This window comes from Nonomuraea sp. NPDC001699 (assembly GCF_053596455.1).
Window position 1 is genome coordinate 161,952 of sequence record NZ_JBSFGF010000003.1, and the last position, 19,549, is coordinate 181,500.

A 19,549-nucleotide genomic window follows, 5' to 3' on the forward strand; every position below is an offset into this window, starting at 1 on the left:
CCCCCGCGCCTCCTACTGGACGCCCGCTTCGCGCATGTCCCGGAGCTCGCGCTTGAGCTCCTTGATCTCGTCGCGCAGCCGCGCGGCCACCTCGAACTGGAGGTCGGCGGCCGACTGGTGCATCTGCTCGGTGAGCGACTCGATCAGCGACTCCATCTGCGCCCGCGGCATCTCGCCCGCGATGGCCTTGGCGTGCTGGCCGGCCTGGCGGGCGGCGAAGCCCGGCACCGGGGCCTTGCCGCGCGACTGCTGACGGCCGCCGCCCAGCAGCTTGTCGGTGTCGGCGTCCTCGCGCTGGAGGGAGTCGAGGATGTCGGCGATCTTCTTGCGCAGCGGCTGCGGGTCGATGCCGTTGGCCTCGTTGTAGGCCATCTGCTTGGCCCGCCGCCGGTTGGTCTCGTCGATGGCCCGCTCCATCGACGGCGTGATCTTGTCGGCGTACATGTGGACCTGGCCGGACACGTTACGGGCGGCGCGGCCGATCGTCTGGATCAGGGAGGTCTCCGAGCGCAGGAAGCCCTCCTTGTCGGCGTCGAGGATGGCCACCAGCGACACCTCGGGCAGGTCGAGGCCCTCGCGCAGCAGGTTGATGCCGACCAGCACGTCGAACTCACCGATGCGCAGCTCGCGCAGCAGCTCGATGCGGCGCAGCGTGTCGACCTCGCTGTGGAGGTAGCGGACCCGGATGCCAAGCTCAAGGAGATAGTCGGTCAGGTCTTCGGACATCTTCTTGGTCAGCGTGGTGACCAGGACGCGCTCGTCGCGGTCGGCGCGCTCGCGGATCTCGTGGACCAGGTCGTCGATCTGCCCCTTGGTGGGTTTGACGACGATCTCGGGGTCGACCAGGCCGGTGGGCCGGATGACCTGCTCGACGACGTCGCCCTTGACCCGCCCCAGCTCGTACGAGCCCGGCGTGGCCGACAGGTAGACCGTCTGCCCGATGCGCTCCAGGAACTCCTCCCACTTCAGCGGCCGGTTGTCCAGCGCGGACGGCAGCCGGAACCCGTGGTCGACCAGCGTGCGCTTGCGCGAGGCGTCACCCTCGTACATCGCGCCGATCTGCGGCACGGTCTGGTGGGACTCGTCGAGGACCAGGAGGAAGTCTTCGGGGAAGTAGTCGAGCAGCGTGTTGGGCGCGGTGCCGGCGGCGCGGCCGTCGAGGTGGCGGGAATAGTTCTCGATGCCGGAGCAGGTGCCGATCTGGCGCATCATCTCGATGTCGTAGGTGGTGCGCATGCGCAGCCGCTGGGCCTCCAGCAGCTTGCCCTGCCGCTCCAGCTCCGACAACCGCGCGGCCAGCTCGGACTCGATGCCGGCCACGGCCGCCGCCATGCGCTCCTCGCCGGCGATGTAGTGGGAGGCGGGGAAGATGTAGAGCTCTTCGTCCTCGGTGATGACCTCGCCGGTCAGCGGGTGCATGGTGGCGAGCTTCTCGATCTCGTCGCCGAACATCTCGATGCGCACGGCCAGCTCTTCGTACTTCGGGATGATCTCGATCGTGTCGCCGCGCACCCGGAACGTGCCCCGGGTGAAGGCCAGGTCGTTGCGCGTGTACTGCATGTCGACCAGGCGGCGCAGGAGCTGGTCGCGGTCGACCTCCATGCCGACGCGGAGCCTGGCCATGCGGTCGACGTACTCCTGCGGGGTGCCCAGGCCGTAGATGCACGAGACGGAGGCGACCACGATGGTGTCGCGGCGGGTGAGCAGCGAGTTGGTGGCCGAGTGGCGCAGCCGCTCGACCTCGTCGTTGATCGAGGAGTCCTTCTCGATGTACGTGTCGCTCTGCGGCACGTACGCCTCGGGCTGGTAGTAGTCGTAGTAGGAGACGAAATACTCGACCGCGTTGTTGGGCAGCATCTCGCGCAGCTCGTTGGCGAACTGGGCGGCGAGCGTCTTGTTGGGCTGCATGACCAGCGCGGGCCGCTGCAACCGCTCGATCAGCCAGGCGATCGTGGCCGTCTTGCCGGTGCCGGTGGCGCCGAGCAGGACGTTGTCCTTCTCCCCGGCCTTGACGCGGCGCTCCAGCTCGGCGATGGCCGTCGGCTGGTCGCCGGATGGAGTCATCTCGGTGACGACCTCGAAGGGCGCCACCTTCCGCTGCAAATCTGTGACCGGACGCATGCTGCCACTGTAGGCGGCGCCACCGACAGAAACCGTCAGGCCGCGGGCTCCCCGATCCGGGGGAACGGAGTGGTGGAGAAGACCACCTCGACCGGCACCCCGAAGTACGCGGATATGCGCAACGCCAGGTAAAGGCTCGGGCTGTACTCGCCCCGCTCCAGGTACCCGACGGTCTGGTAATGGACCTCCACGGCGTCGGCGAGCTGCCTGCGGGTCACTCCGCGCTCGGCGCGCAGCAGCGCGATGCGGTTGTGGACCGTCCCGCTCATTGATCACCCCGCGTAGTAGGTCTGCTTCATCCATAGCACATCCACTATGGGGCGTAACAGGCATATGACGACACATTGCAAGCGAACAGCAAGCCATACCCGATACGGTCGTATTCGCCTGTAGCGGAAAAGGAAGGTTCGATGTCACGACCCCGAGAGGCACTGATCCAGGCAGGTCAGGGCATAGCCCAAGCGGTCGCTCAAGGAGGTGACGTGCGGCAGGCGATGAGCCAGGCGATCGGACAGGTCACCGAGCAGGCCGGCCAGCTCACCGGCCAGGCCCCCGGCTTCGCGCTCAACCCGCACGACTTCGCCGCCGCCCGCGACGGCGGCGTCTCCGTCGGCACGCTGATCGAGGCCAGGTCCGCCTCGCTGAACGAGGCCGGCGAGATCGTCAACCGCAGCTTCGCCGAGAACGGCATGCACGTCATCTCGCCGGTGGTGATCCCCAAGGGCAGCACGGCCAAGGTGGTCATCCCGCTGACCGTTCTGGTGGTCCTCGGTCTGATCGGCGCGCTCGGCGGCATCGTGCCGGGGTCCGACATCTTCTTCGGCCCCCACTACTGGGTCGTGCTGGTCCTGGCCGCCGCGTTCCTGTGGTGGCGCAGGAGCGTGGTGATGGTGCCCGAGGGCTGCAAGGCGCTGATCACCAAGTTCGGCAAGCTGGTGCACATCGCCGACCCGGGCCGGGTGACGCTGTTCAACCCGTGGAAGCGGGTCAGCTACATCGTCAACACCACCCGCGAGTACCCCTTCAACGCCCCCATCAGGGAGGCGCCGACGCAGCAGGGCGTCAAGGCCAGCGTGGACCTGTTCCTGCAGTTCAGGATCGAGAACCCGGCCGAGTTCATCTTCGTGCTCGGCTCGGTCAGCGGCTTCCAGTCCAAGCTGCAGAACGCCATCAGCGAGGTCACCCGGTCCCTGATCTACGCCCAGCGGGCCGAGGACATCTACGACCTGGTGGGCGAGAGCACCCTCGGCATGCTGGAGAACCTCAACCAGCAGTTCCTGCCGGCCGTACGGCTCACCGACGTGAACATCACCCACGCCGAGCCGTCCAGCCAGGAGTACCGCATGGACCTGGCGGCCCCCGAGATGGTCCGCGTGGCCAAGGAGGCCTACACCTACGAGTACGAGCTCCAGCTGCGCAAGGAGCAGAACGAGGGCGACCTGGTCAAGGAGCTGGCCGGCCTGCAGGAGACGCTGAGCGCCATCCAGGCCGAGATCGCCGGCTACCAGGCCCGCATGGACACCGCGCTCGAACGCGCCAGCCACCAGGCCACCGCGCAGGCCAGGCAGCGCCTGGTCGAGGCCGAGTCCACGGCCAACGCCAACGCCGCGCTCCTGGAGGCCCAGGCCCTGGACATCCGGGCGCTGTCGGCCGCCGAGGCCCCCGAGATCCTCGACTACCGCTTCCAGCAGGACCTGCTGAACAAGCTGGAGTCGGTGGCCACCAGGCTGCCGCAGGTGGTGCAGGTGGGCGAGCAGACCGACATCGACTTCCTGGCCCTGGCCCAGCAGCTCGTGGGCGGCAAGGGCGCGGCGCTGTTCTCCGCCGAGGACATGGCCGCCATCCGCGGCCGGCTCGGCGAGATCGCCGCCCGCGTCAGCGACCGCGAGGACGAGATCGCGGCGCTGCTGAAGAAGGCCGCCGCCGACGTGAGCGAGCCGCAGGCGACGCCTGAGCCCGACCACGACCTGGAAAGCACGGTCGAGCGCCTGCTGCCCGGCCGCCTGAGCGAGGGTGAGGTCCGATGACCCGCGAGTTCTCCAAGATCAAGGAGTCGCTGGCCTCCTGGTCCGACATCCGTCAGCTCCTGCGCGGCGGCGAGCAGGGCCAGCTCGTGCCGGTCGTGATCCCCAAGGACCGGCGCGGCTTCGCCTGGATGGCGCTGGTGCTGCTGGCGCTGTACTTCGCCGGCATGGCCGCGCTCACCGAACTCACCGTGCCGGCCGCGCTGGCCGCGCTGTTCTTCCTGGTCGTGGCGCTGGTCACGATCTGGCGCAAGGCGATCATCGAGATCGAGGAGGGCACCACCGGCATCCGCAGCCGCTGGGGCGCGATCACCGGCACGCTCCCGCCGGGCCGCCACTACCTGTGGCTGCCGTGGGACCGCGTGGACGCGGTCGTGGACACCTCCACCGAGATCCCGTACTCGGCGCCGATCGTGGCCTGCCCGACGGCCGAGAACGTGCCGCTGAAGTCGATCGAGTTCTTCCTGAAGTTCCGCATCGTGGACCCGGTGGCGTTCGTCCGGACGATCGGCGCGGGCAACTTCGACCTCGTGCTCTCCAGCGCCGTCCAGGACGCGATCCGGCAGCGCAGCCGCCGCGTCAACACCGAGCGCGCCTACGACCTGCGCGGCTCCGACGTCGGCGACATGCAGGAGGCGCTCAACCGCCAGCTCGGCCGGTACGGCGTGCGCGTCACCGGCGCCAACATCCCCGACGTCCAGCTCCCCGACCAGTACCAGCAGCACCTGGCCACCCGGGAGAAGGTCGCCAAGGAGCTGTCGGCCTACGAGCGCGAGTGGGAGCTGACCCGCAAGCGCCGCATCGACACGCTGCTCATGGAGATCGAGCGTTCCAAGAAGACCCGCGACGCCCGCGTGGTCGAGGTCAAGGCCGCCCACAACACCGCGCGCAAGAACGTGGCGCGCATGCTGGAGGAGCAGGAGACCGAGGCCCAGCGCGTGACGTGGGAGATCGAGGCGCGCGGCAGGGCCGACCTGACCGCCGCCGAGAACGAGGCCAAGGCCCTGCGCAGGCTGGCCGAGTCCTACCGCGACAACCGGGCCGTGCTGCAGTACGAGCTGGCCCGCCGGCGCCTGGACGTGGGCGCCAAGCTCACCGAGAACGCCCCCCAGCCCCTGGTCGTACGGACCCAGCAGGGCCAGGGCGACTCGGCGCTGTCCACCCTCATCCTGGCCCAGCTGCTCCCCCGCATCTCGGGCACGGGCCCCGCCGCCGTCAACGGCCAGACCCCCACCGCATAGGAGAGACCCATGGTGTTCCGCAAGTTGATGGCCGCCTTCGGCGCGGGCGTCGAGGTCGACACGATGCTGACGGACACGACCGTGCGCCCCGGCGAGCCGCTGCGCGGCGTCGTGCACTTCCGCGGCGGCGGCGCCGACTACAAGGTCGAGGGCATCTACCTCGACCTGACCGCCGTGGTGGAGGTCGAGAGCGGCGACAACGAGTACAAGACGACCTACAGCTTCCTGCGCCAGCAGGTGGCCGGGACGTTCCAGCTCGCCTCGGGCGCCCAGCACCAGCAGCCGTTCCAGATCATGGTGCCGTGGGAGACGCCGATCAGCGCGATCGGCGGCCACCCGCTGCACGGCATGCGGCTCGGCGTGCAGACGGAGCTGGCGCTCGCGGGCGCGATCGACAAGGGCGACCTCGACCCGCTGTTCGTCAGCCCGCTGCCGGCCCAGGAGCACGTCATCGCCGCCCTCGACCGGCTGGGCTTCCACTTCAAGAAGGCCGACCTGGAGCGCGGCACGCTGTACGGCTCGACCATGCCGTTCTTCCAGGAGATCGAGTACCACGCGGGCGGCCAGTGGCGGCGGCACTTCAGCGAGCTGGAGCTGACGTTCATCGCCGGGCCGCGGCAGATGGACGTCATCCTGGAGGCCGACAAGCGCGGCGGCTTCCTGACCTCCAGCCACGACACCTACAACCGCTTCACCGTGCGCTACGACGACCACCCCGGCGCGGCCGACCAGGCGTTGCAGCACGGCCTGGAGCAGATGGCCCGCCGCCGCGGCTGGTTCTAGCGGGCGTCCCCCGGGCCGGGCGGCGTCCCGGCTCAGGGGCCGGCTCAGGGGACCCGGTACATGCGCTCGGTCCAGGCCCGGTAGCGCCAGGTGTGCCCGACGCGGTAGTCGTGGCCGAGGTAGAGGCCGAAGACCTGGCGCTTGAGCTCACGCAGCGCCCCCACGACGTTGGGGGCCCAGCCGGTCATCGGATAGCCGCGGTAGGAGACCGTCCGCAGCCCCAGGCCGCTCGCCGCGGCCAGGGCGAAGCGGGCCGAGGCCACGTGGTCGGGATGGTCGCACAACTTCCGGTTCCTGGGCGGGTCCGGGTCGAGGGTACGCAGCACCGTCGGGCGGAACCGGGCGTAGAGCGCGCGCAGCACGCCGACCACGTCGCTCCTGACCACGCAGCGCGGCTCGGGGCCCGAGGCGAACCGGCGCACGCAGGAGCGGTCCTCCCACAGCCTGGTCAGCGCGTCGCGGCCGCCGTCGGCGCGCGGGTCGCCGCCGTCGGGCAGCCCGACGAAGGCGAGCCTGACCCCCGGCCTGTCGGCCAGCTCCTCCAGACGTACGGGGAAGCCGGCCGCCATGATCGTGCGCACCCGCCAGACGTCACGCTGCCCGGCCAGGAAGGCGTACGCGGCCCGCAGGCCCTCCGCGCGGTCGCGGGCGTAGGCGACGGGGTCGCGGTCGTCGTCCCAGCCGGCCTGGCCCTCGCCGGCGGTCAGGTAGACGGTCAGCGTCGGCAGATGCCACTGGACGGCGCCGTACAGGTCGGGGCTCATGAACAGCAGGTCGTCGTCCGGATGGGCCACGACCTGCATGAACCGCTCCCACCGCGACGGCCGGCCGGCCTCCGTCCAGGCCGCGGCGGGCGGCGCCGGGCAGGCCAGCACGGCCACCAGCACCAGCGCCAGCGCGGCCGCCGCGAACATCCTGATCCCCTTCATCCCCACCCCCGTGCGCTTCCAGTATCGAACCTGGTCAGGCCCCGGTCCTGAGCTGCCAGGGGGAGATGTCATGTCATTCCCGGGTAGGAGATACCTCCTTCCCGTGCGCTGGAAGTCGCATGCCGACGGTCGTTACGATGACCTAGGGATTGACTGATCGTCGAACGGTGGGGCGGACGATGGCACGGTTCACGGCGGCGTTGAAGCGAGCTGCCCCATGGGCTGCCCAGAACGCCGACGGCGCTATCGCGCTCTTACTGGCGGTCGTGATCGGCGTGCTCGGCATCATGCCGGACAAGATCGTGCCGACCGACGTGCAGACCCAGCTCGTCAACGCCGCGACGCTGGTCATCATGGCGCTGGTGGCCACCGCCCTGCTGCGCGACCGCGTCCGCCAGGCCCCGGTCGAGGAGACCATCACCTCCGGCGCGCTGGCCCAGCTCCCCGTCCGGCTGTCGCGGCTGGAGGAGATCGAGACGCTCGTCCACGGCACCCGCAAGGCCCTCGACGCGCTGCAGCTCGTCCGGGTGCTGGGCAGCAAGCAGGAGATCGCCCAGATGCACGCCGAGGCGCGCAAGGACACCACCCGCTGGAGCTTCAAGGGCGGCACCGGCACCTACCTGCGCGCGGTCACCCTGCCCGAGTGCGTGGCGGCCGCCCGCCGGGACAAGCGGCACCTCGTGGTGCGGGTCGAGGTGATCGACCCGTCCAACGTCGAGGTGTGCGAGACGTACGCCCACTACCGGCGTTCCCTGTCCGACTCCCCCGACGCGACCGGCGAGACGTGGACGACCGACCGGGTCAGGAAGGAGTCGTACGCGACGATCCTGGCCGCCTTCTGGTACCGCCAGCGCTACGGCCTGCTCGACATCGAGGTCGGTTTGTCGGCGTCGATGACCACGTTCCGGTGGGACCTGTCGGCCACCCGGCTGATCATGACGGTCGAGGACCCCAACCGGGCCATGACCGCGCTGGCCGGCACGTTCTACTACGAGAACTGCGACACCGAGCTGCGGCTCAGCTTCGAGCAGGCACGGCGGGTGCCGATGGACATGTACAAGAAGGCCCCGCTCAGCGACGAGCCCACGATCGAGGAGGTCCAGGACCTGTTCGGTCGCATCGGGGTGCCTCTTCCCAAGGCCTACGACGGCCGCGACGTCGTGGACATCGCACGCAAGGCCCTGCGCGCGGTCGACCCGTACGGCGAGGCGCATCCCGCGGCCCTCCGACGAGACGGAACGTGAGTGCCACTCCATGAGCTATCGGTCGGTCTTCCAGCGGGTCTGCGACGGACAGGCCAGGTCGTGGGCGCTCGGGGTGCTGAGAGGGTCCGCGCGCCCCAGGGCCGTACGCCATCCGCTCGGGTTCGTCTGCCTGCCGCTGGAGCGTGAGGGCGGCGAGGGGGTATGCCTCCACCTGTGGTCCGACTCGCTCAAGCACGCCGAGAGCACCACCTCGCAGATCCACTGCCACAGCTGGGACCTGGTCAGCCACGTGCTCTACGGCCAGGTGCGCAACGTGCACGCGGTGGTCACCGACGCGGGCAGCGACGCCACGCACCGGGTGTTCGAGGTGGTCAGCGGCGCCGACGGCGACCGCATCTTGCCCACCGGCCGCACCGTGCGGCACGCGACCGGGCTGGTGGAGCTGTTCGGGCCCGGCGACACCTACACGCTGTCGGCCGACCGTTTCCACAGCAGCGTGGTGCCGGAGGGCGGCGAGGCGGCCACGATCGCGCTCGGGCGCGGCCGGCCCGGCAGCCGCGACCTGTCGCTCGGCCCCCTCGGGGCGGGCGGCCACCACGTGCCCCGCGAGCCGCTGGACGCCGAGGAGACGGCGCTCGCCGTCCGGCTGATCACCGCCCACCTGACCTGAGGGGTGCCCGATGGACCTGGATCACGCTCGCACTGTGGCCGTGGAGGCCGCACAGGCCGCCGGGGCGCTGCTCGCGGCGGGCACCCGCGGGGCCGTCGGCATCCGGGCCAAGGGCGACGCCGGGGACGTGGTCACCGATCTCGACCTGGCCTCGGAGAAACTGCTGGTCGAGCGCATCCTGACGGCCTACCCCACGCACGCGATCGTGGCCGAGGAGTCGGGGCTGATCGGCGCGGCGGGCGGCGAGTGGACGTGGCTGGTCGACCCGCTCGACGGCACCAACAACGTGGCCATCGGGCTGCCCACGTACGTCGTGGGGGTGGCGCTGTGCCAGGGCGGGCGGCCGGTGCTGGGCGTGGTGCACGATCCGGTGACGGCCCAGACGTGGTCGGCGATCCGGGGGCGGGGGGCGGTGGCGTCCACGGGGGCGCGGCTGGCGCCGCCGTACACGGCCAGCCCGCACGGCCCGCTGCTGGCCTGGACCCAGGGGTACGGCGTGAACAGGGGCGACGCCACTGTGCTGGCGTTGAAGGCGGCGCTGGAGGTCGGCGCGCGGCGGGTGCTGCAACTGTGGGCGCCGCTGCTGTCGTGGGCGATGCTGGCCCGCGGCGACATCGACGGCATCGTCGGCTACCGCGCCGAGGCGGTCGACCTGCCGGCGGGGGCGCTGCTGGCCCAGGAGGCCGGGATCGAGATCAGGGCGCTCGACGGCGGGCCGTTCGAGGAGAGCATCGACGGCTCGGCCGAGGACCGCAGCTTCGTGGCCGCCCACCCGCGCGCCCTTCCCGGGCTGATGTCGCTGCTGCCCGGCTGACGGCCCGCGGCGCTCAGCCGAACGTGACCAGGGCCCAGACCGTGGCCAGCAGCCCGGTGACGGCCAGGCCCGCGCCGGTGAGCAGGAAGCGGCGCAGCGGCACCGCGACGTCGTGGCGGCGGCACGACTCGAACCACAGGAGCGTGGCCAGCGAGGCCCACGGGGTGATCACCGGGCCCACGTTCGTGCCCACCAGCAAGGCCAGGAGGTGGTCCTGGTCGGCGGCCGGGATGACCGCCTCGACGGCCTTGTAGGCGGGCAGGTTGTTGATCGCGTTGGACAGGCCCGCGCCCACCGCCGCCGCCCGGTACGGGTCGCCCTCCGTACCGATCATCCACGTCATCAGGGCGTCGAGCCCGTGGGCGCTGAGCGTGGGCACCACCAGGAACAGCCCGGTCACGAAGACGACGAGCTGCCAGGGGATCAGGCTCCAGGTCAGCCTGCCCCGGGCGCGGAGCAGGAAGGCCAGCACCACCAGCACGGCCGCGGCGGTGGCGGCGACGGCGACGTGCGCCTTGAGCAGCAGCAGGACGATGAACAGCAGGCAGCCGGCCGAGGCCGCGCCGAACAGCACGCGGTCGGCCACCGGCTCCAGCACCGGCGGCGTGTAGCGCAGGTCGCGGCGCTCGCCCCGGCGCCAGAAGAACACCCACAGGAACACCATCGTCACCGCGATCGAGGCGAGCTGCGGGGCCCACATGCGGGCGGCGAAGCCCTGGGCGTCGAGGCCGAGCTTCTCCATGCTGAGCAGGTTGGTGAGGTTGGAGACCGGCAGCAGCAGGCTCGCGGTGTTGGCCAGCCAGATGGTGGTCATCGCCAGCGGCAGGGCGGCGATGCGGGCCCGGGGCGCCAGGGCCAGCATGACGGGGGTGAGCAGGACGGCGGTGGTGTCGAGGTTCAGAAATATCGTGACAAATGACGCGAAGGCCGTACAAAGAAAGAAAAGTGCGGTGTAGTTGCCGCGGCCGAGCACCGCCATCCGAGCGGCGATGGCGTCGAAGACCTGCGCCTCCTTGGTCAGCTCGGCCAGCACGATGATGGCGACCAGGAAGATCAGCAGCGGCCCGATGTCAGCGAGGCTCTCCACGGCGTCGCGCCATGGCAGCAGACCGGTCGCCACGAAGACCAGACCGAGAGCAAGCAGCCCGATCCTGATCAGATCGAGCACGCTCAGACGCCGCCACACTTGACGATGATCGCACACTGACTCCAAAACGCCGATTCCTCGGTGGATACTGAGCAGATGGCACGTGACGGCAGGCCGACCGAGATCTTCGTCAGCTACTCCCCGGCCGACACCGCCTGGGCGACCTGGATCGCCTGGGAGCTGGAGGCGGCCGGCTACCGGACCATGATCCAAGCCTGGGACTTCGTGCCCGGCACCAACTTCATCGACTTCATGGACCGTGGGGTCAGCGAGGCGCAGCTCGTCGTGGCCGTGCTCTCGCGCAACTACCTGACCTCGCGCTACGGGCGCATGGAGTGGCAGGCGGCCATGCGCGCCGACCCGGACAACCCCTCCAACAAGCTCGTCACGATCCGGCTGGAGGACGTGCAACTGGAGGGCCTGCTGTCCACGATCACCTGGGTCGACCTGCTCGGCGTCACCGACTCGGGGCAGGCCAGGGCGCTGCTGCTGGGCCGGGTCGGCGAGGCGATGGCCGGACGGGCCAAGCCGGAGGCCGCCCCCGCCTTCCCCTCCGGCCGCCTGGTGCCGCCCCCGGCCCCGACGCTGCCCCCGACGACCGATCTGACCAGGGCCCGCCGCACCCCGGCGACGGCCCCCAAGTTCCCGCCGGCGGGCGGCGGCGAGCGGGGGCGCGAGTCGGTCAACGTCCTGCACATCGGCGGGCCGAGGTTCGGCCGGGCGCTGCCCGATCCGGGCGAGCCGTTCACGCCGGAGGACATGCAGGCCCGTATCTGGGCCGACCTGACCGCCATGTACGACCGGGGCATGCCGCGTCCCGACCTCATGGTGGTGAGCGGCGACCTGACCGAGTCCGGCAGTCTGGGGCAGTTCGCGCAGGCCACGCAGTTCGTCACCGACCTGCGGCTGCTGATCGGGCTGGAGCCCCACCGGCTGGTGCTGCTGCCCGGCCCGCGTGACGTCACCAAGGCCGCGGCCAGCGCGTACTTCATGACCTGCGAGGCCGACGACGTGAGCCCGCAGCCCCCCTACTGGCCCAAGTGGCGGCATTTCGCCGGGCTGTTCCGCGAGGTGTACCAGGGCCTGGACGACCGGGTGTTCGACGGGGGCCAGCCCTGGACGCTGTTCGAGGTGCCCGACCTGCGGGTGGTCGTGGCGGGGCTCAACTCGACGATGGCGATGAGCCATCTGGAGCGCGACGCGTACGCGCTGCTGGGCGAGGCGCAGGCCGCGTGGTTCGCCGAGCGGCTGCGTCCCTATGAGGAGAGCGCCTGGCTGCGGCTGGGCGCGATCGGCCATCCGCCGGCCGCGCTGCGCGACGCGCCCACCTTCGACCGGCTGCTCACCCACCGGCTCAACCTGCTCTTCCACGGGTCCGGCGCGACCGGCGCGACCATCGAGCCCCGGCCGGGCTTCGCGGCGGTCGTGGCCCCGCGCTCCGGCCATCACCAGGTGGTCGAGATCACCCCCGACGGCATGCGCACCTGGACGCCCGACGCCGGCAAGCCCGTCCGCGCCCGGCACGGCTGGCGGGCGGTGCGGGCCACGTTCACGGGCGAGACCCCCGACGCGCCGCCGCCCGCCGCCAAGCCCGAGGAACGCGAGCCGAGCCCCGTCGAGCTGCTGCTCGACCGCATCACCGAGGTCTGCGAGGCCCGGCACGAGCGGGCCAAGATCCGCCGGTTCCCCGACCACCTGGTGGTCACCCACCCCGACGACGGGTTCGTCCGGCAGCTCATGATCGGCGCGCACGTCGGCGAGCTGACCGAGGCCGCCGCCGTCGGGTTCGCCCGCCGCGCCCATGCCGCCGACCTGGCCGCCGAGCTGGTCTACCAGGGCCCGCCGGCCCCCCGCGCGCTCCGCGACGACCTCATGCGCAAGGGCGTGCGGGTGCGCAGCTTCGTGGAGTTCCAGGGCCTGCTCGACCTGTCGGGGTACGTCGCCGAGCAGACCGGCAGGCTCACCGGCGACCGCCGCTACCCGCCCGGCCTCTACGTCCCCCAGCGCTACCGCGAGCTCGACCGCCCCAACAGCCAGATCAGGCAGGGGCTCACCGACGAGCTGATGCGGCTGCTGGCCACCGACCACGGCCGGTTCCTGCTGATGCTCGGCGACTTCGGCCACGGCAAGACGTTCGCGCTGCGCGAGCTGGCCAGGCGCATCCCGGTCGAGCTGCCGCACCTGACGCCGATCTTCATCGAGCTGCGCGCCCTCGACAAGGCCCATTCGGTCGACGCCCTGGTGGCGGCGCACCTGGCCGGGCACGGCGAGGAGTTCATCGACCTCAAGGCGTTCCGCTACCTGCTCCGGCAGGGGCGCATCGTGCTGCTGTTCGACGGGTTCGACGAGCTGGTCACCCGGCTGACCTACGACCGGGCGGCCGACCACCTGGCCACCCTGCTCGCCGCGGCCGAGGACAAGGCCAAGATCGTGGTGGCCAGCCGTACGCAGCACTTCAAGTCGCACAGCCAGGTGCTGACCTCGCTGGGCGAGATGGTGGGCGTGCTGCCGCAGCGGCGGGTGCTCAGCGTGGAGGACTTCACCCAGGACCAGATCCGCTCCTACCTGGCCAACCGGTTCGACGACGGCGACGAGGCCGGCGCGCGCATGTCGCTCATGGCCGAGATCAAGGACCTTCTCGCGCTGGCCCAGAACCCGCGCATGCTCAGCTTCATCGCCGACCTCGACGCCGACCGCCTGCGCACGGTCGCCGGCGCCCAGCACACCCTCAGCCCCGCTCTGCTGTACGAGGAGATCCTCAGCACCTGGCTGGCCTTCGAGGAGCGGCGGGCCCGCGTCCCCGGCTCGCCCGGCGCGCTGACGATCGACGAGCTGTGGCGGGTGGTGACCGCGCTGGCGCTGCGGCTGTGGGACAGCGGCGAGACGCTGCTCGGCGTGGACGAGCTGACCGAGATCGGCGAGACCCTGAGCGACCTGGCCTCGGGCCAGCTCTCGCCCGCGCACGCCGCGCACGCGATGGGCTCGGGCAGTCTGCTCGTCCGTACCGAGGAGGGCATGTTCGGGTTCATCCATGCCTCGGTGATGGAGTGGCTCATCGCCCGCCATATCGCCGCAAACCTGGACAACCCTCTCCCGCTGGCCCGCAGGCCGCTGTCGGCGCTGACGGTCGAGTTCCTGTGCGACCTGGCCGACGTACGGGCGTTGCGCGCCTGGGTGGCCGACCCGCCCGCCGACGACGTGGCCAGGGCGAACGCGGTCAAGATCGCGGCCCGGCTGCGCACCCCGGCCAAGGCCGACCTGCGCGGCGCGAACCTCAAGGGCGAGGATCTGTCGGCGCGCGACCTCCAGGAGGTCGACCTGACCGGCGCCGACCTGTCGGAGGCCACCCTCGCCGGCACGAACCTGTCCAGGGCCGTCCTGCGCGACGCCAGCCTGGCCGGCGCCCGGCTCGACGGCGCCCGGCTGACCGGCGCCGACCTGACCGGGGCCGACCTGTCGGGCGCGCGGCTGGCGCAGGTCGACCTGAGCGACGTCACGGTCGAGGGCGCCCGCTGGCACCGGGCCTCCCTGATCAACGTGACCGGCACGCTGCCGCACCTGCCGGGCGCGGCGGTGGTGCCGGGCCAGCCCGTCGAGGTGGAGTTCGCGCCGGCCGGCATCGGCGTCCCGTACGGCTACCACTTCCAGACCTCCCGCCTGCCCGAGCCGATCGCCTACAGCCCCGACGGCTCGACCGTCGCGATCGGCAACGAGGACGGCGGCGTGCTGCTGTGCGCCGGCGGCTCCCCGGTGCGCACCCTCCAGGGCCACCGCGGCCGGGTCTACGCCGTCACCTTCGCCGGCGACCTGCTGGCCACCGGCGCGAGCGACGGCACGGTCCTGCTCTGGGACACCCTCACCGGCCGGCGCCTGCACACCCTGACCGGCCACCCCGACGGCGTGTGGCCGGTACGCCTCAGCCCCTCGGGCGAGCTGGTGGCGGCCGGCGGCGGCGACGGCGTGGTCCGGGTGTGGGAGACCGCGTCCGGGCGGCTGGTCCACGAGCTGCCGGGGCACCGCGCGCCGGTCTACACCGCCTCCTTCGGCCGCTCGCAGCTCGTGACCGGCGACTCCGCGGGCGTCGTCCGGGTCTGGGACCTGGCCGGCGGGGAGACGACGGTGACCCTCGACGGCCACCGCGGCAGCGTCTACCGGGCCGTGCACAGCCCCGACGGCACCCTGCTGGCCACCGGCGACGAGGCGGGCACGATCCGGCTGTGGGACACCGCCACCTGGTCCCCCCGGCACGAGCTGACCGGCCACGCCGGCAGCGTCTACTGCCTGACGTTCTCGCCCGACGGCTCGATGCTGGCCAGCGGCGACACGGCCGGCAGCGTACGGCTGTGGGAGGCGACCGGCGAGCCGCTCGGCGTGCACACCACGCACACGGCGGCCGTCTACCAGGTGACCTTCAGCCCCGACGGCCGCACGGTGGCCAGCGGCGACTCCGGCGGCACGGTCCGGCTGCAGCCCGTGGGCGGCGGCAAGCGCGTGGAGCTGACCGGCCACCGCAGCTCGGTGTGGCCGTTCGCGTTCCGTCCCGACGGCCAGCAGCTCGCCACCAGCAGCAACGACGGCACCGTCCGCCTGTGGGACCCGGTCTCCGGGCAGTGCCAGCGGGTGCTGCGCGGCCACGGCCGGCGGATCTCGTCGGTGCGGTTCAGCGCCGACGGCTCGATGCTGGCCACCAGCGGCAACGACGGCGTCGTCCGCGTGTGGGAGCCGCACACCGGGCGGCGGCTGCGGGAGTTCACCGGCACCGCCGACCGGCTGATCTCCGCCCTGTTCTCCCCCGCCGGCCCGGTGCTGGCCACCTCCAGCAACGACGGCGGCGTGCACTTCTGGAACGCCACGACCGGCGACTACGAACGCGAGCTGCACGCCGAGACCGACCACGTGTGGGCCGAGGCCTTCAGCCCCGACGGGAACATGCTGGCCACGGCCAACGACGACGACAGCGTCAAGATCTGGTACCGGCCGACCGGGCGCATGGCCGTCGACCTGGTCGACCACCGGGGACGGGTGCGCTCGATCGCCTTCAGCCCCTTCGGCGACTACGTGGCCACCGGCTGCGACGACAAGCTCGTCCGCCTGTGGCACGTCGCCTCCGGCGGCCGGGTGGCGACGCTGGAGGGCCACACCGACCGGGTCTACTCCGTGGCCTTCTCCCCCGACGGCCGCTACCTGGCCAGCGCCGGCAACGACGGCCGCGCGATGGTGTGGGAGCTGCGGCCCGGCCAGCCCTGGCAGCCGCGCCTGGCCCACACGCTGACCCGGCACGACGGCCGGCTGTGGAGCCTGGCCTTCGACGCCACGGGCCGTCACCTGGCGACCGGCGGCGACGACCTGACCGTGCGGGTGTGGGAGACCGCGACGGGGCGGCTGCTGCACTCCCTCACCGGGCACGCGCGCCGGGTGTGGTCGGTGGCCTACAGCCCCACGTCCGACCTGCTGGCCAGCGCGGGCGACGACGGCGTGGTGATCCTCTGGGAGGGCGGCGAGCGGCGGGCGACGCTGCTGGGGCTGCCCGAGGGGTGGGCCGCCCTGACGCCGGACGGGCGCTACAAGGTGCACGGCGAGCCGGGCGGGCAGTTCTGGCACGTCATCGGGATGTCGCGGTTCGAGCTGGGCGAGCTGGACCCGTACCTGCCGGGGGTGCGTCAGGTGCCGCTCGACTCGCCCTTCTGAGGGCCGGCGGGGGCCGTCCCCGCCCGCCCTTGCCGCTATCCGCGGGCGGCGCGGCGTACGAGCTCGTGCCAGACCTCGTCGACCCGGGCCTCCAGGTCGTCGAGCGAGCCTTCGTTGGGGATCACCAGGTCGGCGGCGGCCAGGCGTTGCTCCCGGTCGACCTGGGCGGCGATGCGGGCCTTGGCGTCGGCCTCCGCCATGCCGCGATGCTCGGCCAGGCGCCTGATCCGCACCTCGTCGGCCGCGTCGACCACGATCACCAGGTCGTACATGGGCGCGAGCTTGTTCTCCACCAGCAGCGGCACGTCGTAGACCAGGATCGCGTCGTCGGCCGCCTGCCCCTGGAGCTCGGCCACCCGCTCGCCCACCAGCGGATGCACGATCGCGTTGAGCGCGGCCAGCCGGTCGGGATCGGCGAAGACCACCGAGCCCAGCCGTTCCCTGTTCAGCGAGCCGTCGGGGTGCAGCACGCCCTCCCCGAACGCCGCCACCACCCGGGCCAGGCCCACCGTGCCGGGCTCGACCACCTCACGCGCGATCTTGTCAGCGTCGACCACGACGGCGCCTCTGGCCGCCAGCCGCCTGGACACCTCGCTCTTGCCCGAGCCGATGCCGCCGGTGAGCCCAATCTTCAGCACCGGAAAAGACTATCCATCCCGCCGCACCCGTCGAGCCCGGTGTTCAGGCCGGCCGGCGGCGCAGGTGGATCAGGGTCAGGTGGTCGTCCATGCGCTCGCGGTGGGTCTCCCGGTAGCCGAGCCGCCGGTACAGGCGCAGGTTCCCGTCCGACAGGTGGCCCGTGAACAGGTCGAACGCCTCCGCCTCCGGCACCTGCTCGTGCAGCGCCTCCAGCAGGGCCGTGCCGAGCCCCTGCCCCTGCCGGTCGGGCGCGACGACGAGCCGGCCGATCAGGCAGGTGGTGCCGGCCACCTGGCCGCGCACGACGCCGACGATCCGGCCCGCGTCCACGGCCTTGAGCACGACGGCCGTCTCGACGGCTTTGCGCACCTGTTCCAGCGACTCCACCAGCGGCGGGATGTAGGGGTCGCCGTAGAGCTGGGCCTCGCTCACGTACGCGGCCCGCTGGAGGGTGAGGATCTCTCCCGCGTCCGCCGCCACCGCCCGTTCGACCATCACGTCAGCACCCTATCGGCCTGATTCTCCACCCGGCCTGGGAAATCTCGGCTACGGGGCGTTCCCCGCCGTCAGCTCGCCCGGGCAGAACGTGCCCGGCTTCGGCAGGACGCCGTTGACCAGGTAGTCGTGCACCTTCGTGCGCAGGCAGGCCGCCCGCAGCCTGCTCACCCCCTGTGCCAGGTACGCGCCCTGCCCGTCCCCGTGCCACAGCAGCCGCGCCCCGGGGATCTGCGCGGCTGCCCGCGCGGCCCCGGAGGACGGCGTGCCGTTGTCCAGCCGTCCCACGCCGACCAGCACCGGCGGCACCTTGAGCCCGGCCGCCACCGGGTGCGGCGGCCAGCCGGGCGACCGCGCCGCGCCCAGGCACCTGGCGGCCTCCGCCCTCCCGCTCAGCCACCCCACCCGCGGCGCCGCCCTCCGCAACCGCGCCTCCACCTGCAGGAACCGGCGATAGCCCGGCACGGCCAACCCGAAGTCACGGCACCACCTGACCCCTTCCACGTCCCCCGGCACGGCCTCCCCAGCCGCTGTCCCCGGAGCCTGCCGCTGCGTTGCCGCCTGCGGCGGGCCGGGAACCGCCGCGCCGGCGGCCGGCGTCCGTTCCGGCTGCTCGGCGGGGATCAGGGCGGCCAGGCCCGTGGCGTCGCCCGTTCTCGCTGCGGAGAGGGCGTGCGCGAGTGCCGGCCAGCGCGCCGGGGTGAGGCCCGCCCATACGGCGGCGGCGACCTCGTTCCGGCTCACCCTGCGTTCGCCGCCGCCCGGCCGCAGAGGCGCGCGCCTGACCAGGGCGTCGAACACCCGGACGGCGTCCGCGTGGCCGAGCGGGCAGCCGGGACGGGTCCGGCACCAGTCGCGGAAGTGGCCGAGCTGCCGTTCCTGGGCACGGGCCTGGGCGAGCAACCGCCGTTCGAGCCCGGTCTCGGTGTGGTCGGGCAGCCCCTCCAGGTACATCCGCCCGGCCCGGCCGGGGAACAGCTCCAGGTACGCCTGCCCGTACACGCTTCCGTAGCCGTTGCCGAGGTAGCTCAGCCGGGACTCGCCCAGCGCGGCACGTACGGCGTCGAGGTCGTGGGCGACCTGCCAGGACGTGAGCCCGGCGTAGGCGGGCCCGAGCGCGGCGCGGCAGGAACGGTCGTAGGCGGCGTTGTCCCGGGCGAACGCGCGCCAGGCCGTGCGCCCCTCGGCCACCCGCAGCCGGGCCGGGTCGGGTTGCGAGCGGGGGCACACCCCCGTGGTCCCCCGTTCGCCGGCTCCGCGCGCCTCGACCAGCACCACGTCGAACCACCTGGCCAGTTCGCCCACGGTGTCCGGCCGGGCCCTGACCTCACGTACGACGGAGGCGGAACCGGTGTTGACCACCAGCGCCCCGAGCCGTCGCAGCGGGTCCTGGGCGGGCATCATGGCGAGTTCGACGGTCGTGCGGGTCTCGCGTGGCCTGGCCCAGTCGGCGGGCACGGACAACGTGGCGCACCGCAGCCCGTTCCCGCATTCGGACCAGGTGAGCGCCGCCGCCTCCCGTGCGGGCACCGACAGCTCAGCCGTGTCCCGTTCCGGCTCCATGACGCGCATCGCCTGCCCGACTCCGCCGCCTGCCGCCGGGACCAGGACGGTGACCGCCGCCACCACCGGGATCACGCGCTGAACCATTCGCACCGCATCGCCCCCGAACGTTCGTGCCTCCAGCCGCCTGCCAGTTTCCCAGTGGGCGTCTGCGCAGGTAGAGAAGTCGCAAAAGGTCGTTGGGTAAAATCTTGCGACCGCGCGGCGGGCCGCGATGCCCCCCTACGGGG

At 72.1% G+C, this 19,549-nt stretch carries 14 protein-coding genes; 7 read left to right on the plus strand and 7 right to left on the minus strand.

Annotation, left to right across the window (positions count from 1 at the left end; all coding sequences use genetic code 11):
• Positions 1 to 12 precede the first annotated feature (12 nt).
• Together uvrB and ACWCSU_RS10945 are read right to left on the minus strand one after the other, a co-directional pair.
• Positions 13 to 2,121: an excinuclease ABC subunit UvrB gene (uvrB, locus tag ACWCSU_RS10940; protein ID WP_357704476.1), complete on the minus strand. Its 2,109-nt coding sequence runs from the start codon at positions 2,119 to 2,121 to the stop codon at positions 13 to 15.
• Between the two features lie 35 nt (positions 2,122 to 2,156).
• Positions 2,157 to 2,390, minus strand: a complete 234-nt coding sequence (locus ACWCSU_RS10945) for a helix-turn-helix transcriptional regulator (RefSeq protein ID WP_357704474.1) — start codon at positions 2,388 to 2,390, stop codon at positions 2,157 to 2,159.
• Between the two features lie 141 nt (positions 2,391 to 2,531).
• Here ACWCSU_RS10945 and ACWCSU_RS10950 point away from each other — a divergent pair, with 141 nt between their 5' ends.
• Genes ACWCSU_RS10950 through ACWCSU_RS10960 form a run of 3 tightly spaced genes read left to right on the plus strand, consistent with a single transcriptional unit; the run spans position 2,532 to position 6,169 of the window.
• On the plus strand, positions 2,532 to 4,148 hold the full coding sequence (locus ACWCSU_RS10950; protein ID WP_357704472.1) for an SPFH domain-containing protein: 1,617 nt from the start codon (positions 2,532 to 2,534) through the stop codon (positions 4,146 to 4,148).
• Entirely contained in the window at positions 4,145 to 5,386 is a 1,242-nt protein-coding gene (locus ACWCSU_RS10955) for an SPFH domain-containing protein (protein ID WP_357704470.1), read from the plus strand. The genes ACWCSU_RS10950 and ACWCSU_RS10955 overlap by 4 nt, the downstream gene beginning before the upstream one ends.
• Before the next feature lie 9 nt (positions 5,387 to 5,395).
• Entirely contained in the window at positions 5,396 to 6,169 is a 774-nt protein-coding gene (locus ACWCSU_RS10960; protein WP_357704468.1) for a sporulation protein, read from the plus strand.
• Between the two features lie 44 nt (positions 6,170 to 6,213).
• Here the strand turns inward: ACWCSU_RS10960 and ACWCSU_RS10965 are convergent, their stop codons facing one another.
• Positions 6,214 to 7,098, minus strand: a complete 885-nt coding sequence (locus ACWCSU_RS10965) for a PIG-L family deacetylase (RefSeq protein ID WP_449934870.1) — start codon at positions 7,096 to 7,098, stop codon at positions 6,214 to 6,216.
• A gap of 266 nt (positions 7,099 to 7,364) precedes the next feature.
• Between ACWCSU_RS10965 and ACWCSU_RS10970 the strand changes: the two genes are divergently transcribed.
• The 3 genes from ACWCSU_RS10970 to ACWCSU_RS10980 are packed head-to-tail and all read left to right on the plus strand — an operon-like array spanning position 7,365 to position 9,787.
• Positions 7,365 to 8,342, plus strand: a complete 978-nt coding sequence (locus ACWCSU_RS10970) for a hypothetical protein (RefSeq protein WP_357704464.1) — start codon at positions 7,365 to 7,367, stop codon at positions 8,340 to 8,342.
• 10 nt (positions 8,343 to 8,352) lie between these two features.
• Positions 8,353 to 8,973 (plus strand): hypothetical protein, encoded by a 621-nt coding sequence (locus ACWCSU_RS10975; protein WP_449934871.1) that lies wholly within the window; start codon positions 8,353 to 8,355, stop codon positions 8,971 to 8,973.
• A gap of 10 nt (positions 8,974 to 8,983) precedes the next feature.
• The gene (locus ACWCSU_RS10980) at positions 8,984 to 9,787 is read left to right on the plus strand and encodes an inositol monophosphatase family protein (RefSeq protein ID WP_357704460.1); all 804 of its coding nucleotides are present in this window, start codon (positions 8,984 to 8,986) and stop codon (positions 9,785 to 9,787) included.
• 13 nt (positions 9,788 to 9,800) lie between these two features.
• Here ACWCSU_RS10980 and ACWCSU_RS10985 read toward each other — a convergent pair whose 3' ends face one another.
• Positions 9,801 to 10,973 carry an SLC13 family permease gene (locus tag ACWCSU_RS10985; protein WP_449934872.1) on the minus strand — a complete coding sequence of 391 codons (1,173 nt, stop codon included), beginning with the start codon at positions 10,971 to 10,973 and terminating at the stop codon, positions 9,801 to 9,803.
• Positions 10,974 to 11,030: 57 nt separating this feature from the next.
• On the opposite strand from ACWCSU_RS10985, the gene ACWCSU_RS10990 reads away from it, so the two are divergent.
• Entirely contained in the window at positions 11,031 to 16,622 is a 5,592-nt protein-coding gene (locus ACWCSU_RS10990) for a TIR domain-containing protein (protein WP_449934873.1), read from the plus strand.
• A gap of 35 nt (positions 16,623 to 16,657) precedes the next feature.
• Here ACWCSU_RS10990 and coaE read toward each other — a convergent pair whose 3' ends face one another.
• From coaE to ACWCSU_RS11005, 3 genes are read right to left on the minus strand one after another with little or no spacing between them, the layout of a single operon-like run.
• Complete coding sequence (gene coaE, locus ACWCSU_RS10995) at positions 16,658 to 17,260, minus strand: dephospho-CoA kinase (protein ID WP_357704454.1); 603 nt, start codon at positions 17,258 to 17,260, stop codon at positions 16,658 to 16,660.
• A 43-nt stretch (positions 17,261 to 17,303) separates the two neighbouring features.
• Positions 17,304 to 17,756 (minus strand): GNAT family N-acetyltransferase, encoded by a 453-nt coding sequence (locus ACWCSU_RS11000; RefSeq protein ID WP_357704629.1) that lies wholly within the window; start codon positions 17,754 to 17,756, stop codon positions 17,304 to 17,306.
• A gap of 51 nt (positions 17,757 to 17,807) precedes the next feature.
• Entirely contained in the window at positions 17,808 to 19,394 is a 1,587-nt protein-coding gene (locus tag ACWCSU_RS11005) for an alpha/beta hydrolase (RefSeq protein WP_449934874.1), read from the minus strand.
• Positions 19,395 to 19,549 lie beyond the last annotated feature (155 nt).

Excerpts from the sequence above, each read along its gene's own strand:
- uvrB (WP_357704476.1), bottom strand. The coding sequence starts at position 2,121 with ATGCGTCCGGTCACAGATTTGCAGCGGAAGGTGGCGCCCTTCGAGGTC.
- ACWCSU_RS10945 (WP_357704474.1), bottom strand. The coding sequence starts at position 2,390 with ATGAGCGGGACGGTCCACAACCGCATCGCGCTGCTGCGCGCCGAGCGC.
- ACWCSU_RS10950 (WP_357704472.1), top strand. The coding sequence starts at position 2,532 with ATGTCACGACCCCGAGAGGCACTGATCCAGGCAGGTCAGGGCATAGCC.
- ACWCSU_RS10955 (WP_357704470.1), top strand. The coding sequence starts at position 4,145 with ATGACCCGCGAGTTCTCCAAGATCAAGGAGTCGCTGGCCTCCTGGTCC.
- ACWCSU_RS10960 (WP_357704468.1), top strand. The coding sequence starts at position 5,396 with ATGGTGTTCCGCAAGTTGATGGCCGCCTTCGGCGCGGGCGTCGAGGTC.
- ACWCSU_RS10965 (WP_449934870.1), bottom strand. The coding sequence starts at position 7,098 with ATGAAGGGGATCAGGATGTTCGCGGCGGCCGCGCTGGCGCTGGTGCTG.
- ACWCSU_RS10975 (WP_449934871.1), top strand. The coding sequence starts at position 8,353 with ATGAGCTATCGGTCGGTCTTCCAGCGGGTCTGCGACGGACAGGCCAGG.
- ACWCSU_RS10980 (WP_357704460.1), top strand. The coding sequence starts at position 8,984 with ATGGACCTGGATCACGCTCGCACTGTGGCCGTGGAGGCCGCACAGGCC.
- ACWCSU_RS10990 (WP_449934873.1), top strand. The coding sequence starts at position 11,031 with ATGGCACGTGACGGCAGGCCGACCGAGATCTTCGTCAGCTACTCCCCG.
- ACWCSU_RS11000 (WP_357704629.1), bottom strand. The coding sequence starts at position 17,756 with ATGGTCGAACGGGCGGTGGCGGCGGACGCGGGAGAGATCCTCACCCTC.